The organism is Pseudomonas sp. NPDC087804 (assembly GCF_044742965.1).
GTDB lineage: Bacteria > Pseudomonadota > Gammaproteobacteria > Pseudomonadales > Pseudomonadaceae > Aquipseudomonas > Aquipseudomonas rustica.
In genome coordinates this window covers 140,533-154,773 of record NZ_JBIUVN010000007.1, presented here as the reverse complement: position 1 = coordinate 154,773, position 14,241 = coordinate 140,533, and the positions used below count along the sequence as shown (strand labels likewise).

The 14,241-nt window shown below is 59.0% G+C and carries 10 protein-coding genes; 7 read left to right on the top strand and 3 right to left on the bottom strand.

Annotation, left to right across the window (positions count from 1 at the left end):
• Positions 1-2: 2 nt before the first annotated feature.
• On the bottom strand, positions 3-536 hold the full coding sequence (locus ACIOMO_RS13440) for a hypothetical protein (protein ID WP_401241236.1): 534 nt from the start codon (positions 534-536) through the stop codon (positions 3-5).
• A 446-nt stretch (positions 537-982) separates the two neighbouring features.
• Here ACIOMO_RS13440 and ACIOMO_RS13435 point away from each other — a divergent pair, with 446 nt between their 5' ends.
• Positions 983-1,846, top strand: coding sequence for a DMT family transporter (locus ACIOMO_RS13435; RefSeq protein ID WP_401241233.1), 864 nt, complete (start codon positions 983-985; stop codon positions 1,844-1,846).
• Between the two features lie 121 nt (positions 1,847-1,967).
• On the opposite strand, the gene ACIOMO_RS13430 is transcribed toward ACIOMO_RS13435, so the two are convergent.
• On the bottom strand, positions 1,968-2,876 hold the full coding sequence (locus ACIOMO_RS13430) for a DMT family transporter (protein WP_282357582.1): 909 nt from the start codon (positions 2,874-2,876) through the stop codon (positions 1,968-1,970).
• A gap of 232 nt (positions 2,877-3,108) precedes the next feature.
• On the opposite strand from ACIOMO_RS13430, the gene aceK reads away from it, so the two are divergent.
• The 5 genes from aceK (at position 3,109) to ACIOMO_RS13405 (ending at position 11,296) form a co-directional block, all read left to right on the top strand.
• A complete protein-coding gene (aceK, locus tag ACIOMO_RS13425; protein ID WP_401241230.1) occupies positions 3,109-4,830 on the top strand; it encodes a bifunctional isocitrate dehydrogenase kinase/phosphatase in 1,722 nt (573 codons plus the stop codon).
• Between the two features lie 168 nt (positions 4,831-4,998).
• Positions 4,999-8,910: an ATP-dependent RNA helicase HrpA gene (gene hrpA / locus ACIOMO_RS13420; RefSeq protein WP_401241227.1), complete on the top strand. Its 3,912-nt coding sequence runs from the start codon at positions 4,999-5,001 to the stop codon at positions 8,908-8,910.
• A 327-nt stretch (positions 8,911-9,237) separates the two neighbouring features.
• On the top strand, positions 9,238-10,359 hold the full coding sequence (locus ACIOMO_RS13415) for a beta-ketoacyl-ACP synthase III (RefSeq protein WP_053118148.1): 1,122 nt from the start codon (positions 9,238-9,240) through the stop codon (positions 10,357-10,359).
• Positions 10,360-10,454: 95 nt separating this feature from the next.
• Positions 10,455-11,069 (top strand): RNA polymerase sigma factor, encoded by a 615-nt coding sequence (locus tag ACIOMO_RS13410; RefSeq protein ID WP_053118150.1) that lies wholly within the window; start codon positions 10,455-10,457, stop codon positions 11,067-11,069.
• Positions 11,063-11,296, top strand: a complete 234-nt coding sequence (locus tag ACIOMO_RS13405; protein WP_053118152.1) for an anti-sigma factor — start codon at positions 11,063-11,065, stop codon at positions 11,294-11,296. Before ACIOMO_RS13410 ends, ACIOMO_RS13405 begins: the two co-directional genes overlap by 7 nt.
• A 149-nt stretch (positions 11,297-11,445) precedes the next feature.
• Here the strand turns inward: ACIOMO_RS13405 and ACIOMO_RS13400 are convergent, their stop codons facing one another.
• Complete coding sequence (locus tag ACIOMO_RS13400; RefSeq protein ID WP_401241223.1) at positions 11,446-12,768, bottom strand: putative porin; 1,323 nt, start codon at positions 12,766-12,768, stop codon at positions 11,446-11,448.
• Positions 12,769-13,051: 283 nt separating this feature from the next.
• Here ACIOMO_RS13400 and ACIOMO_RS13395 point away from each other — a divergent pair, with 283 nt between their 5' ends.
• On the top strand, positions 13,052-14,176 hold the full coding sequence (locus ACIOMO_RS13395) for a GNAT family N-acetyltransferase (protein ID WP_400750606.1): 1,125 nt from the start codon (positions 13,052-13,054) through the stop codon (positions 14,174-14,176).
• Positions 14,177-14,241 lie beyond the last annotated feature (65 nt).

Genomic DNA, 14,241 nt, shown 5'->3' with positions numbered 1-14,241 from the left:
CCTTAGTCAATTGCCTTCACAAGCCTACCTTCTGTATCGAACTCGAAACCCAATTGTCGGTAAAGAGAGATGACTCCCGGAAGGGGCTCCTGAATCTCGATTTGCGTGCTGCCAATGATTCGCGCGAAGTGACTAACAGCGGTCAAAGCAAACGTCGCTACTCGGCTTTTGAGAGGGTGATCATTGCCAGGCTTGCCTTCCAGGCGGACAATTTTTACTCGTAGTCGACTTTGATTAGGGTTCGCAAAGCATAGCCCGCACAACTCTTGATCAAACCAGATGGCCAAATCGAAACTAAGTGGTTCTTTGGCTTTCCACCTGACCACCTCCTGCCACGAGAAATGAGGATCGAACCATTCCTCATAAGCTACAAGCGCTGGAGCGTCGATTGCTTCGAAACGAACTCTGGAGTGATCGACATCCACTACCCCTTGCTGCAGTAGATCTTCCTGAAGTTTTGCGAAAGTAATACCGGCTTGTTTCCTCGCCTGTGATTTGTACACTTGGTAGCGCAAATACGTCCGTTCCCTTGGCATGTGATTCCGTGCATTCCTTGTCCTCCATGGATGGGTGCCGCCATTGCAAACCAGCCTATGCGCCTCCCTCTCATCTGTCGCTAGCGGCCATTCGCCCAAGTCATTGCAATCCATGTCGTACGCTGGTTATATTCAGCCCCACGTGAGCCAACCGACTTACGTATCCATTCAAAAAGATCAGCCCCAATGCCTGCATCCCTCATCAACGCGGTAGTCGATTCAGCGGTCAACGCTGGCGTCCTGCCGTGCGGGAATCAGCAGCCAAGGCAGATCAGTCATTACCCTCCACCTGTCAGTAGCACGCCGGTGTGCGCAGTCGTATCACCGCCGGGCGTTGGCGTTTCGGGCTGATCAGCGTTTTTGCTGCTCCCTATGCCCGCCTGAAAAAACCTACTGAATTTCAGCCTCGGCTGAGTTGGCTATTTGCCTGACTACAGGTGGTATTCATGTTTGTCCTTTCGAAAAAATCCGCGCTCGCGGCGGCGTCCACGAGCCTGTTCGTTCTGCTGTGGAGCAGCGGGGCGATCTTCTCCAAATGGGGGCTGGCGCACGCGTCACCCTTTGCCTTTCTGCTGATACGTTTTGCGATTGCCTTGTGCGGGCTGGTACTGCTGGCGCCGTTGCTCAAGTTGAAGTTGCCCAAGTGCGGCAAGCCGATGCTGTATGCGATTGCCACGGGCGTGGTGTTGTTGGGGGCTTATCAGATTTTCTATCTGCTGGCCCTGAACACCAAAGTCACACCCGGCGTGATGGCCACGATCATGGGCGTGCAACCGATCCTCACCGTGGTGCTGATGGAACGACAGCGCTCAGCGAGCCGCTTGTTCGGCCTGGCGCTGGGGCTGGCCGGGCTGATCATGGTGGTCTATCAGGGTATCGGTCTGGCCGGCATGTCCTGGGCGGGAATGCTCTTCGGGTTGCTGGCGCTCGCGAGCATGACGCTCGGTTCGATCATGCAGAAGCGCATCACCGACAATCCCCTCGGCACGTTGCCGGTGCAGTACCTCGCCGGGCTGTTGCTGTGCGGGATTTTTGTGCCGTTCCAGCCGTTTCATTTTGAACACAGCGCAGGTTTTTTCCTGCCGGTGTTGTGGATGGGGCTGGTGGTGTCGGTGCTGGCGACGCTGTTGCTGTATCGGCTGATTGCGCAGGGCAATCTGGTGAACGTCACCAGCCTGTTTTATCTGGTGCCGGCAGTGACGGCGGTGATGGATTACCTGATTTTCGGTAATCGGCTGGCGGCGTTGAGTGTGCTGGGGATGCTGCTGATCATTGTTGGATTGGCGTTTGTGTTTCGTAAAACGGGGTAACAGAGAGTCAGGTGGCGGCTGTTCGGCCGCCAATCGCGAGCAGGCTCACTCCTACAGGGGTATGCATTCCAATTGTAGGAGTGAGCCTGCTCGCGATAGCCTTTTCTGCACCAGCACAAATCTACCGGGCCGGTACCTCCGCCGGCTTAACCACCGCAGGCTTCAGCACCAGCCACAACGCCGCCGCAATCAGCACGCCGCCATAAATGTGCGCCATCGACAGCGGCTCATCCAGCAGCAACGCCCCCCACAACACGCCAAACGGCGGAATCATGAAGGTCACGGTCATCGATTTCACCGGGCCGATCGAGCTGAGCAGGCGGAAATAAATGATGTACGCGAACGCCGTGCAGCCCAGACCCAGACCGAGCAGCGACAGCCAGACATGCCAGCCGCCCCAACTCACGGGTGGCTGGGTTGCCACGCTGTAGCCAAACAGCGGCAGCAGGAACAATGTCGCGCCGAGCATACTGCCCAGTGCCGATAACCGACTGTCCAGTCCGCCGGCCTGATCCAGCCAGCGCCGCGCAAGAAACCCGGCGAAGCCATAACAGGTGGTCGCCAGCAGGCACGCGACGGCGCCCATCAACAATTCCAGATCGAATGCCACCGGCCCTGCGCGCGTCAGCACGCCAACCCCGAACAGTCCGAGGAAGACGCCGCTCAACTTGGCGACGGTCAATCTTTCACTGAAGAACAATCCGCCAATCAACACGCCCATCAACGGCGTGGTGGCGTTGAAAATCGCCGAGTAACCGGCCGGCAGCACTTGCGCGGCAACCGAGTACAGCGTCGCCGGAATCCCCGAGTTGATTACGCCGAGCAGCATCACGGTTTTCAGTTTGCCTTTGAAATCCCAGCTGATGCGCATCAAACCGAGGATCACCAGCAGACCGACGGCAGCGATCGATACGCGAAAAAACGCGGTCGGAATGGTCCCGATCACGGGCGCAATCACGCGCATGAACAGGAAACTCGCGCCCCAGATGGCTGCCAGCGACAACATACGGAAAATATCGACAGGGCTCACGGCGGGGCTCCTTCCTTGATCGGGACGAGAGTGTTGCCGAGGCCCCGGATCATGGCAACCGCTAATCGGACATTTAATTTCCCGCAGCCGCCGCTTACACACACACACACACAAAGAAAACCACACGCGGTAACAACCGGAACGGCATTTGGCCGAAATTGCACTTCACCTGTGCCCGCAACCGTGGCTAAGCTCAGGCACAGATTTCCAAACGCACGCCGAGGTCTCATTTATGCCGCAGCAATGGCCAGCCACCGACATCGCCCGCATGATCCTCGATGGCTTTGACGATTACCGCGAGCATTTCCGCCGAATCACTGACGGCGCGCGCGAGCGTTTTGAGCAAGCACGCTGGCAGGAGACGCAAACGGCGTCGGCGGCGCGGATCAACCTCTACGAGGAAAAGGTCGGCGAGACCATCGCCCGCCTGCGCGAGCATTTCGACGACGACACGCTGATGAACGTCAGCTGCTGGCCGCTGGTGAAAAGCGCCTACATCAGCGTTATCGACCTGCGCTTCGACGATGAACTGTCCGAGACCTGGTACAACTCGATTTTCTGCGGGCTGTTCAGCCACGATCTGATCAGCGACGGCTGCATGTTCATCCACACCACGCGCCCGAGCCTGCGCCGTGCCCGCGCCGCGCAAACCCGCACCTACAAACCGCAAGGGCAGCTGTCGGGCATGCTCGCGAGCATTTTTGCCGATTACCGTTTCAGCGAGGATTACGCCGATTTGCCGGGCGACCTGCAGCGCCTCGAAGCGCAACTGCGTGAGAATCTGCCGGACTGGGTGTGCAAGGATCCGGAGCTTAGCGTCGAGCTGTTTTCCTCGGTGCTGTACCGCAACAAAGGCGCGTATCTGGTCGGGCGTATCTACACCCGCGACGAACAATGGCCGCTGGTGATTCCGCTGCTGCACCGCGAAGGGCGCGGGATTCAGATCGATGCGTTGATCACTGACGAAGCCGACGTGTCGATCATCTTCTCCTTCACCCGCTCGTACTTCATGGTCGATGTGCCGGTGCCGGCGGAGTTTATCGGCTTCCTGCGGCGCATTCTGCCGGGCAAACACATCGCTGAGCTGTACACCTCAATCGGCTTCTACAAACACGGGAAATCCGAGTTTTATCGCGCGCTGATCAATCACCTGGCCAACACCGACGATCAATTCATCATGGCACCGGGCGTGCGTGGCATGGTCATGAGCGTGTTCACCCTGCCGGGCTTCAACACCGTTTTCAAAATCATCAAGGACCGCTTTTCGCCCTCGAAAAACGTCGACCGCGCGACGGTGATCGAGAAGTACCGATTGGTGAAAAGCGTCGACCGGGTAGGGCGTATGGCCGATACCCAGGAATTCGCTGATTTCCGTTTTCCGCTGAGCAAGTTCGATCCGGCGTGTCTTGAGGAATTGCTGGAAGTCGCGCCATCGACGGTATCGGTCGAAGGCGAAACCGTGCTGATCCGCCATTGCTGGACCGAGCGGCGAATGACCCCGCTCAACCTCTATCTGGAAAACGCCAACGACGCCCAAGTGTATGAGGCCCTGGACGATTACGGGCTGGCGATCAAACAACTGGCGGCGGCGAACATCTTTCCCGGCGACATGCTGTTGAAGAACTTTGGCGTTACACGTCACGGGCGCGTGGTGTTTTATGACTATGACGAGATCTGTTTCCTGACCGAAGCTAACTTCCGTCACATTCCTGCGCCGCGCACGCCGGAGGATGAAATGGCCTCTGAACCGTGGTATTCGATCGGGCCGCTGGATGTGTTTCCGGAAGAATTTCCGCCGTTTCTGTTCGCTGATTCGGGGCAACGCAAGTTGTTCGATCAGCTGCATGGCGAGTTGTATAACGCGGATTACTGGAAGAGCCTGCAGGAGGCGATTCGCGCCGGCAAAATCATCGACGTCTTCCCGTATCGGCGCAAAGGCCTGGACAACGAATAACTCCTCTGTAGGAGCTGCCGAAGGCTGCGATCTTTTGATTTTGCTTTTAAAAAAACAAGATCAAAAGATCGCAGCCTTCGGCAGCTCCTACAGGGGAAGCAGGCCAATCGAAGGCAAATCTGCGACAATCGGCCCCCTGCACAAATAGACGACCGAATTGCGTACCCGATGACCGACGAATCGCCCTCCATCGACAAACTGCTGAAAAACCTCGAACACGCCATGCTCGCCGACCGTCACCGGCTGCGGCGGCAGTTGCTTGAGCTGCGCAAAAAACCTGATGAGGCCAAACTGGCCCAGTGGGTGACGCGCATGCAGGCGTCCTGTGATCAGGTGCTCGCGCGCAAGGCCAGCCTGCCGGTGATTCGTTACGACGACAGTTTGCCGATCGCCGCCAAGCGCGACGAGATCAAGAAAGCGCTGGAAAAGCACCAGGTCTTGATCATCGCCGGTGAAACCGGTTCGGGTAAAACCACGCAATTACCGAAAATCTGTCTGGAGATCGGTCGCGGTCAGCACGGCTTGATCGGCCACACCCAGCCACGCCGGATTGCAGCACGCAGTGTGGCCAGTCGGGTTGCCGAAGAACTCGGCACGCCGCTCGGGTCGTTGGTCGGCTATCAAGTGCGTTTCGAAGATCAGAGCGATGCCAACACCCTGATCAAGCTGATGACCGACGGCATCCTGCTCGCGGAAACCCAGAACGATCGCTACCTCGAACGCTACGACACGATCATCGTCGACGAAGCCCACGAGCGCAGCCTCAACATCGACTTCCTGCTTGGTTACCTGAAAACCTTGCTGCCGCGCCGCCCGGATCTGAAAGTCATCATCACCTCGGCGACCATCGATCTGGAGCGCTTCTCCAAGCACTTCGACGACGCGCCGATTGTTGAAGTCTCCGGCCGTACCTTCCCGGTCGACACCTGGTATCGACCGCTGACCCTGGAGCAGGACGAAGAGGGCAACCGTGTCGAGGATGACCTGACGGTGGATCAGGCGATCCTCGCCACCCTCGATGAAATCGCCGCTTACGAACGCAGCGAACGCCGCAGTCCCGGCGATGTGCTGGTGTTCCTGCCCGGCGAGCGCGAGATTCGTGACGCTGCCGACATGCTGCGCAAAGCCCAACTCAAACACACTGAAATTCTGCCGCTGTACGCGCGCCTGTCGCCGGCTGAGCAGCAGCGGATTTTCCAGTCGCACCCGGGCCGTCGCGTGGTGCTCGCGACCAACGTCGCCGAGACGTCGCTGACCGTACCGGGCATCCGTTACGTGATCGACAGCGGCACCGCGCGCATCAGCCGTTACAGCTACCGCGCCAAGGTGCAGCGTCTGCCGATCGAGGCGATTTCCCAGGCCAGCGCCAACCAGCGTAAGGGCCGTTGCGGCCGGGTCGAGCCGGGCATCTGCATTCGGTTGTACAGCGAAGAAGATTTCCTCGGGCGTCCGGAATTCACCGATCCGGAGATTTTGCGCACCAACCTCGCCGCGGTTATTTTGCAGATGCTGCATCTGCGCCTCGGCGAGATCACCGCGTTCCCGTTTATCGAGCCGCCGGATGGCAAGGCGATCAGCGACGGTTTCAACCTGCTGCAAGAACTCTCGGCGGTGGATCGCAACAGCCAGCTAACGCCGTTGGGTCGCCAATTGGCGCGTCTGCCGGTCGACCCGCGCATGGGCCGCATGCTGCTCGAAGCGGCGAAACTGGGCAGCTTGCAGGAAGTGCTGATCGTCGCCAGTGCGATGTCGATTCAGGATCCGCGCGAGCGCCCGCCGGAGCGTCAGCAAGCTGCGGATCAAGCCCACGCGCAGTGGAAAGACATCGACTCGGATTTCGCCGGATTGGTGAATCTTTGGCGTGGCTTCGAAGAACAGCGCCAAGCCCTGACCGCGAGTCCGCTGCGCAACTGGTGCCGGAAGAACTTCCTCAACTACCTGCGTCTGCGCGAGTGGCGTGATTCCCATCGCCAGTTAAGCCTGATCTGCCGCGACATGCAGTTGAGCCTGAATAAAGAGCCGGCGGATTATCCGAAGCTGCACAAAGCTGTGCTGGTCGGTTTGCTCAGCCAGATCGGCCAGAAAACCGAGGACGGCGATTACCTCGGCGCGCGGCAGCGACGTTTCTGGATTCATCCGTCGTCGGGCATCGGCAAGAAGCGTCCGCAATGGTTGATGACCGCCGAACTGGTGGAAACCACCAAGCTTTACGCGCGCATGGTCGCCAAGATCGACGCCGACTGGATCGAACCGCTGGCCGGGCACCTGATCAAGAAAAACCACTTCGAACCGCATTGGGAAAAGAAGCGCGGCCAGGTCGTCGCGTTCGAGCAGATCACTCTGTTCGGGTTGATCGTGGTTGGTCGTCGCCCCGTGCATTACGGCCCGGTGGATCCAGTGGTTTCCCGCGAGCTGTTTATCCGCGAAGGTCTGGTGCGCGGCGAAATTCAGTCGAAAGCCAAGTGCCTGACCGCGAACAAACAACTGCTGGAACAACTCGACGAACTCGAAGCGAAGGCACGTCGCCGCGACATTCTTGCCGACGAAGAAACCCTCTACGCCTTCTACGACGCACGCTTGCCAGCGGAGATTCACCAGACCGCGACCTTCGACAGTTGGTATCGCATCAATAGCCAGAAAGATCCGCAGCTGTTGATCATGCGCGAAGAAGACGTGCTGGCCCGCGAGGCCAGTGAAGTCACCGCGATGCATTACCCGGACACGCTGCACATCGGCGATCTGGAACTGGCGCTGACTTATCACTTCGAACCCAACCACCCGCGCGACGGCGTGACCTTGCGTGTGCCGGCGCCGCTGTTGCCGATGCTGCCGCCGGAGCGTCTGGAGTGGCTGGTGCCGGGGCTGATCGAGGCCAAGTGCATCGCCCTCGTGCGTAACTTGCCGAAAGCCTTGCGCAAGAATTTCGTGCCGGTGCCGGACTTCATCAAGGCTGCGTTGCAACGCATGACTTTCGCCGAGGGTTCGTTGCCGCAAGCGCTGGGCCGTGAGCTGTTGCGCATGACCGGCGCGCGGGTCAGCGATGAAGCGTGGGCGGAGGCTGAGCAAGGCGTCGAAGGGCATCTGCGGATGAACCTGGAAATCGTCGACGGCCAAGGCAAATTCCTCGGTGAAGGACGTGATCTGGCCGAGCTGACCGCGCGTTTTGCCGAGGCCAGTCAGGCCGCGTTAGCGGTGCCGCAGAGTGCGAAAAGTCAGCAACCGGTAGAGGCGAAAGTCTTCGCACCGGTTGCGGAAAAGACTCAACAGAAGATCGCCGGGCTGTCGATGACGGTGTATCCGGCGCTGGTCGAAGAGGGCGGTACGGTCAAGGAAGGGCGTTTCTCGACCCCGGCCGAGGCCGAATTCCAGCATCGTCGTGCGTTGCAGCGTTTGTTGATGCAGCAACTGGCCGAGCCGGCGAAGTTTCTGCGCAGCAAGTTGCCGGGGCAGACTGAGTTGGGCCTGCTCTATCGCGATTTGGGCCGGGTCGATGCGCTGGTCGAAGACATTCTGCTGGCCAGCCTCGACAGCTGCATTCTCGAAGGCGAAGACCCGTTGCCGCGTGACGGCGCCGGTCTGGCGGCGTTGGCGGAGCGCAAACGCGGCGGTTGGACCGAGCACGCTGAACGTGTGGCGCGGTTGACCCTGGAGATTCTCAAGCTGTGGCACGGTTTGCAGAAACGCTTCAAGGGCAAGATTGATCTGGCTCAGGCCGTGGCACTGAACGACATCAAGCAGCAGATTAGTAACCTGGTGTATCCGGGGTTCGTGCGCGAGACGCCGATGCAGTGGCTCAAAGAAATCCCGCGTTACCTGAAAGCGGTAGAGCAGCGTTTCGAGAAACTTGGCGCGCAGGTGCAGAAGGATCGCGTCTGGAGCGGCGAACTGGCCGGTCTCTGGGCGCAATATCAGGCTCGCGCCGCCAAGCATGCACAGGAAGGCAAACGCGATCCGCAACTTGAGCTGTACCGCTGGTGGCTGGAGGAATACCGGGTTTCACTGTTCGCCCAGCAGTTGGGCACGAAAACTCCGATCTCCGACAAACGCCTGAGCAAACAGTGGAGCCAGGTCGAACCCTGAGCCCTCACCGCTGATCGTTCCCACGCTCTGCGTGGGAACGCCTCTGGGGACGCTCCGCGTCCAGTGACGCGGAGCGTCACGGGCTGCATTCCCACGCAGGAGCGTGGGAACGATCATTCGTGTTGATCTTGAGAAAGGCGCCAAAAGCCTGCGTTTATGGCAAACTTCGCGACCATAAACGCCGGTTTCGCGACCCAGAGCCTTCGGCCGTGTCGCGTGGCGGAATAAAACGATGCCAGGTTTGCGTCCCCCGGATGGGAATAGACCTTTTGTGTGTTGGTACGACGGTTCCAGCACTTTCTGCCTGAACAGATTAGAGAAACGACCATGCATAACGTCGTCATCAGCGGCACCGGCCTGTACACCCCGGCCAACAGCATCTCCAACGAAGAGCTGGTGCAGTCTTTCAATACTTACGTCGCGCAGTTCAACGCCGACAACGCCGAGGCCATTGCCAACGGCGAAGTCCAGGCCCTGACCGAATCCAGCGCAGCCTTCATCGAAAAAGCTTCGGGCATCAAGAGCCGCTTTGTCATGGACAAGGACGGCATCCTTGACCCGCAGCGCATGGCCCCGCGCCTGCCCGAGCGTTCCAACGACGAATGGTCGGTGCTCTGCCAGATGGCCATCGGCGCAGCCGAACAGGCCCTGCAACGCGCCGGCAAAACCGCCGCTGACATCGACGGCGTGATCGTCGCCTGCTCCAACCTGCAACGCGCCTACCCGGCCATCGCCATCGAAGTCCAGGAAGCGCTGGGCATTCAAGGCTTCGGTTTCGACATGAACGTCGCTTGCTCCTCGGCGACCTTCGGCATTCAGGCCGCCGCCAACAGCGTGCAACTGGGCCAGGCCCGGGCGATCCTGATGGTCAACCCGGAAGTCTGCACCGGTCACCTGAACTTCCGTGACCGCGACAGCCACTTCATCTTCGGCGACGCCGCGACTGCGGTGATCATCGAGCGTGCTGACACCGCCACCTCCAAGCACCAGTTCGACGTGGTCAGCACCAAACTGCTGACCAAGTTCTCCAATAACATCCGTAATAACTTCGGCTTCCTCAACCGCGCAGCAGAAGAGGGCGTCGGTGCCCGCGACAAGCTGTTCGTGCAGGAAGGCCGCAAGGTGTTCAAGGATGTCTGCCCGATGGTTGCCGAGTTGATCGGTGAGCACCTGCAAGAGAACCAACTCAACGTCGGCGACGTGAAGCGCTTCTGGCTGCACCAGGCCAACCTGAGCATGAACCACCTGATCGTGCGCAAGTTGCTCGGTCGCGAAGCCACTGAAGAAGAAGCCCCGGTGATTCTCGACACCTACGCCAACACCAGCTCGGCGGGTTCGGTCATCGCGTTCCACAAATATCAGGACGATCTCGCCGCCGGTTCGCTGGCCGTGCTGAGCTCGTTCGGTGCCGGTTACTCAATCGGCAGCGTGATCCTGCGTAAACGTTGATTGCGCCTTAAAGATCGCAGCCTTCGGCAGCTCCTGCACTGATCCTTGTAGGAGCTGCCGCAGGCTGCGATCTTTTGCTTTCAGAGAGGTAATGCATGGCCGCAACGGACGACACTCAACTGCTCGAACGCCTGCTGGCCGGTGAGCAGAAGGCTTTCAAGGAACTGGTCAGCACCTATCAAAGCGCGATGCGCGCCGTGGCCTATGCCATCGTCGGTCAGCGTCACGTCGAAGAAGTGGTGCAGGATGCCTGGCTCTCCGTGGTTCGCCACATCGGCACCTTCGAAGGTCGTTCCAGCCTGAAAACCTGGCTACTGACCATCACCGCCAACTCCGCCAAAAGCCGCTACAAGCAAAATCGCCGCGAAGTGCTGATGGATGATTTGCCGTCACCCCACGGCAGCATCGACGACGACCGCTTCTCCCCCGGCGACGGCCATTGGCTGATCGCCCCGTTCGCCTGGCACCAGGACACCCCCGAAGCACTGCTCACCGAAGGTGAATTGCGCGACTGTCTTGAGCACACGTTGCTCAGTCTGTCGGAGCTGCAAAGCAGTGTTTTGCTGCTGCGCGAACGGCAGGGTCTGGAGCTGGAAGAGATCTGTAATCTTCTGGAGATCTCGCTCTCCAATGTCCGTGTGCTGCTGCATCGGGCGCGGCTGAAAGTCTTCGCCACGGTGGAGCATTTTGAGGAGACCGGGGAATGCTGACCTGTAAAGAACAAGTGGCGCGCTCCAGCGATTATCTCGATGGCCAGTTGAGCTTCCGCGAGAAACTGATGGTGCGTCATCACCTGATGTTCTGCCCCAATTGCCGCCGCTTTATTCGGCAGATGCGCTTGATGCAGGCCACGTTGAAGGCGATGCCGGAAAAACCGGAGGAGGGCGTTGATTCCTTGGCCGAACGCCTCGCCGAACAACGCCGCAAAGACCTGTAGGAGCTGCCGAAGGCTGCGATCTTTTGACCTTAATAAACAAGATCAAAAGATCGCAGCCTTCGGCAGCTCCTACAAGGGAGTAGCGCAGTGCGGGTGAAACGAACGGATGATGGGGATCGTCCCGCCCGCACCGGGCTAAATTGACGCGGTTAGAACTTGGCTTCGGCATCCAGTTGCAGGGTGTTGGTGTCCGCGTCACGCTGAGTACGGCTGGCGAAGTCGGCCTTGGTCAGGAAGTACGTGGCACCGATGGCGAAGTTCTTGTCGATGTCGTAACCGACCTTGAACTTGTGGCCACGCGAGCCGGTGGTGCCGTTGGCGAAGTCGGAGTCGGTCAAGGCCCCCACCACGGCGTCGCGCTGCACATCACGGTAGTTGTAATCGAGGTTGAAACCGAAGACTTTCGACTTGGCGCCGATCAGCCAGGCGGTGTCCGCGTCGGTCACGGCGTCGTTGTTTTTCACGTACTGACCGTAGAACGACAGAGGCATAGCCAGACCGCCGATGTCGAGTTGGCTGAACCCTTCATACAGACGGAATTCGTTGTTCGCCGAGTTGCCGTTGACCGACAGCGCGCACGGTGTCGAGGTGCCGGTGCAGCGGCTGTCTTCGTCGTTCTGGTAGGCGTAAACGCTGCCGCCGACGGTCAATTTCAGGTTGTCGGTGATCGCCAGACGGCTACCCAACTGGCCGGCGGTCAGACGCAGGTCGTGACGGAACTGCACGCCTTCGCCATCGACGTTGTCCTTGAGGGTGTAGTTGCCCAGGCTGCCGAACAGTTCGGCGGTGCTGCCCAGTGGGTATTTGTAAGTAACGGCCAGACCTTCCGGGTTGATGTCGCCATCCCAGATCACATCGCCCATGCTCACCCACGGTTGCAGCATCTTGCCGCCGATCACGTGCAGGTTCTTGATCTGATCGGGGTGGTAATCGATGTAACCCAAGTCGAGCCAGATCTGCTTCTTGTCGAAATAGTTGTCCAGATCCTGGTTGGTCGAACGAGCGTCGTCGCCGCCGCCAGTGGCGATGCGGATGCCGGTGTCGACTTGCGGGTTGATCTCGGTGTAGGCGCCGAGGCGGGCACGGATACGCTGGCGATCCTTGTCGCGACCGCCGTTGTTGGATTCGCCGTCGATCTTGACGGTCTCCTGACGGATGCGTACATCACCCTTGAATTGAGTCTTCGCTGCCCACGCCAGTTTCTGATCGAAAGCGCTTTGCTCGTTGGTCTTCTTCGCGACAGCCGCGACTTGTTCATTGGTCTCTTGCTGCGCCTGCTGCGCGATTTGCTGAGCCTTCTGATCCTTGGCCAGTTCGGTTTGCAGTTCGATGTACTGCGCCTGGGAAATCGAGCCGTTGGCTTTAAGCATGTCGAGCAGTTTGGCGTCGACTGCGGCGCTGGCCGGAACACTCATGGCCAGCAACAGGCCGCCACACAGGGCTGCCGCAGTTTTCGTGGAAGCAAGACGCATAGCAATCTCCGAAGATGAAAGGGGATGGCTGAACCATCCTGGACACAACCGACGGTTGAAGGTCGGAAAACAGTGGCCGGGCTATAACCCGACGCTCTAAAAACAGGCGCCAGTATCGCGATGGTTTATGACAGTGCAGTGGCACAGTGATGGCAGGATGATGACGATGGGTGTTTGGCCGGAACGATTGATTTAGAGCGGTGTCGGCCGAAGGAGCGTGTGCAAAGCACGTTGATAAGCGATACTCGCCGGGCTTTGAAGCCCCGATGTGGAGAGCCCGTTGATGCCGTTGCAACGCCTGCAAAACCTGTCAGAAATTGCCCCGGCGAGTTGGGATGCGCTGGTGCCCGAGAATCAGCCGTTTCTGCGGCATGCCTTTCTCAGTGCGCTGGAAGACAGCGGCAGCGTTGGCCCGCACACCGGTTGGCTGCCGGAGCATTTGCTGCACATCGAAGATGATCGACTGATTGCGGCGTTGCCCACTTACCGCAAGTGGCATTCCTACGGTGAGTACGTGTTTGATCATGGCTGGGCCGACGCCTGTGCCCGCGCCGGTATCGACTATTACCCCAAACTGTTGATCGCTGTGCCGTTCAGCCCGGTCAGCGGCCCGCGCTTGTTGGCGGCGAATGTCGAGGACGGTTTCGAACTGCTGAAAAGCCTGCCGGGTTATCTGGAGATCGAAGAGCTTTCCAGCGCGCACATCAATTTCACTGACCCGTTTACCGATGCAGCGATGGCCGAGCAACCCGGTTGGCTGCAGCGCATCGGCTGTCAGTATCACTGGCAAAATCGGGGTTATCGCGACTTTCAAGACTTCCTCGACGTGCTCGCTTCGCGCAAGCGCAAGCAGATGCGCAAAGAGCGCGAGCAAGTGGCGGGGCAGGGTTTTGAGTTTGAATGGCTGGAGGGGCGTGAACTGGATGAGGCGCAGTGGGATTTCGTCTATGCCTGCTACGCCAATACCTATGCGGTGCGCCGGCAAGCGCCTTATCTGACGCGGGAGTTTTTCAGTTTGCTCGCTGAGCGCATGCCCGAAGCCATTCGTGTGGTGTTGGCAAAACAGGGTTCACGGCCGGTGGCGATGGCCTTCAGTCTGGTCGGTGGCGACAGTTTCTACGGACGTTATTGGGGCTGCCTGGCGGAGTTTGATCGGCTGCATTTCGAGACGTGTTTTTATCAGGGCATGGATTACGCGATTGCCAATGGCTTTCAGCGCTTTGATGCGGGTGCTCAGGGTGAACACAAATTGATTCGCGGGTTTGAGCCGGTGATCACCCATTCGTGGCATTACTTGCGTCATCCGGGCTTGAAAGCAGCAGTCAAAGATTTCCTCGAGCAAGAACGCGCCGGCGTTCTCGCCTACGCCGAAGAAGCCCGAACAGCCTTGCCCTACCGCCAAACCTAGAACCCATGTAGGAGCTGCCGAAGGCTGCGATCTTTTGATCTGGCCTTTTAAAAACCAAGATCAAA

Excerpts from the sequence above, each read along its gene's own strand:
- ACIOMO_RS13405 (WP_053118152.1), top strand. The coding sequence starts at position 11,063 with ATGCTGACCTGTAAAGAACAAGTGGCGCGCTCCAGCGATTATCTCGAT.
- ACIOMO_RS13415 (WP_053118148.1), top strand. The coding sequence starts at position 9,238 with ATGCATAACGTCGTCATCAGCGGCACCGGCCTGTACACCCCGGCCAAC.
- ACIOMO_RS13395 (WP_400750606.1), top strand. The coding sequence starts at position 13,052 with ATGCCGTTGCAACGCCTGCAAAACCTGTCAGAAATTGCCCCGGCGAGT.
- ACIOMO_RS13400 (WP_401241223.1), bottom strand. The coding sequence starts at position 12,768 with ATGCGTCTTGCTTCCACGAAAACTGCGGCAGCCCTGTGTGGCGGCCTG.
- hrpA (WP_401241227.1), top strand. The coding sequence starts at position 4,999 with ATGACCGACGAATCGCCCTCCATCGACAAACTGCTGAAAAACCTCGAA.
- ACIOMO_RS13435 (WP_401241233.1), top strand. The coding sequence starts at position 983 with ATGTTTGTCCTTTCGAAAAAATCCGCGCTCGCGGCGGCGTCCACGAGC.
- ACIOMO_RS13440 (WP_401241236.1), bottom strand. The coding sequence starts at position 536 with ATGCCAAGGGAACGGACGTATTTGCGCTACCAAGTGTACAAATCACAG.
- aceK (WP_401241230.1), top strand. The coding sequence starts at position 3,109 with ATGCCGCAGCAATGGCCAGCCACCGACATCGCCCGCATGATCCTCGAT.
- ACIOMO_RS13410 (WP_053118150.1), top strand. The coding sequence starts at position 10,455 with ATGGCCGCAACGGACGACACTCAACTGCTCGAACGCCTGCTGGCCGGT.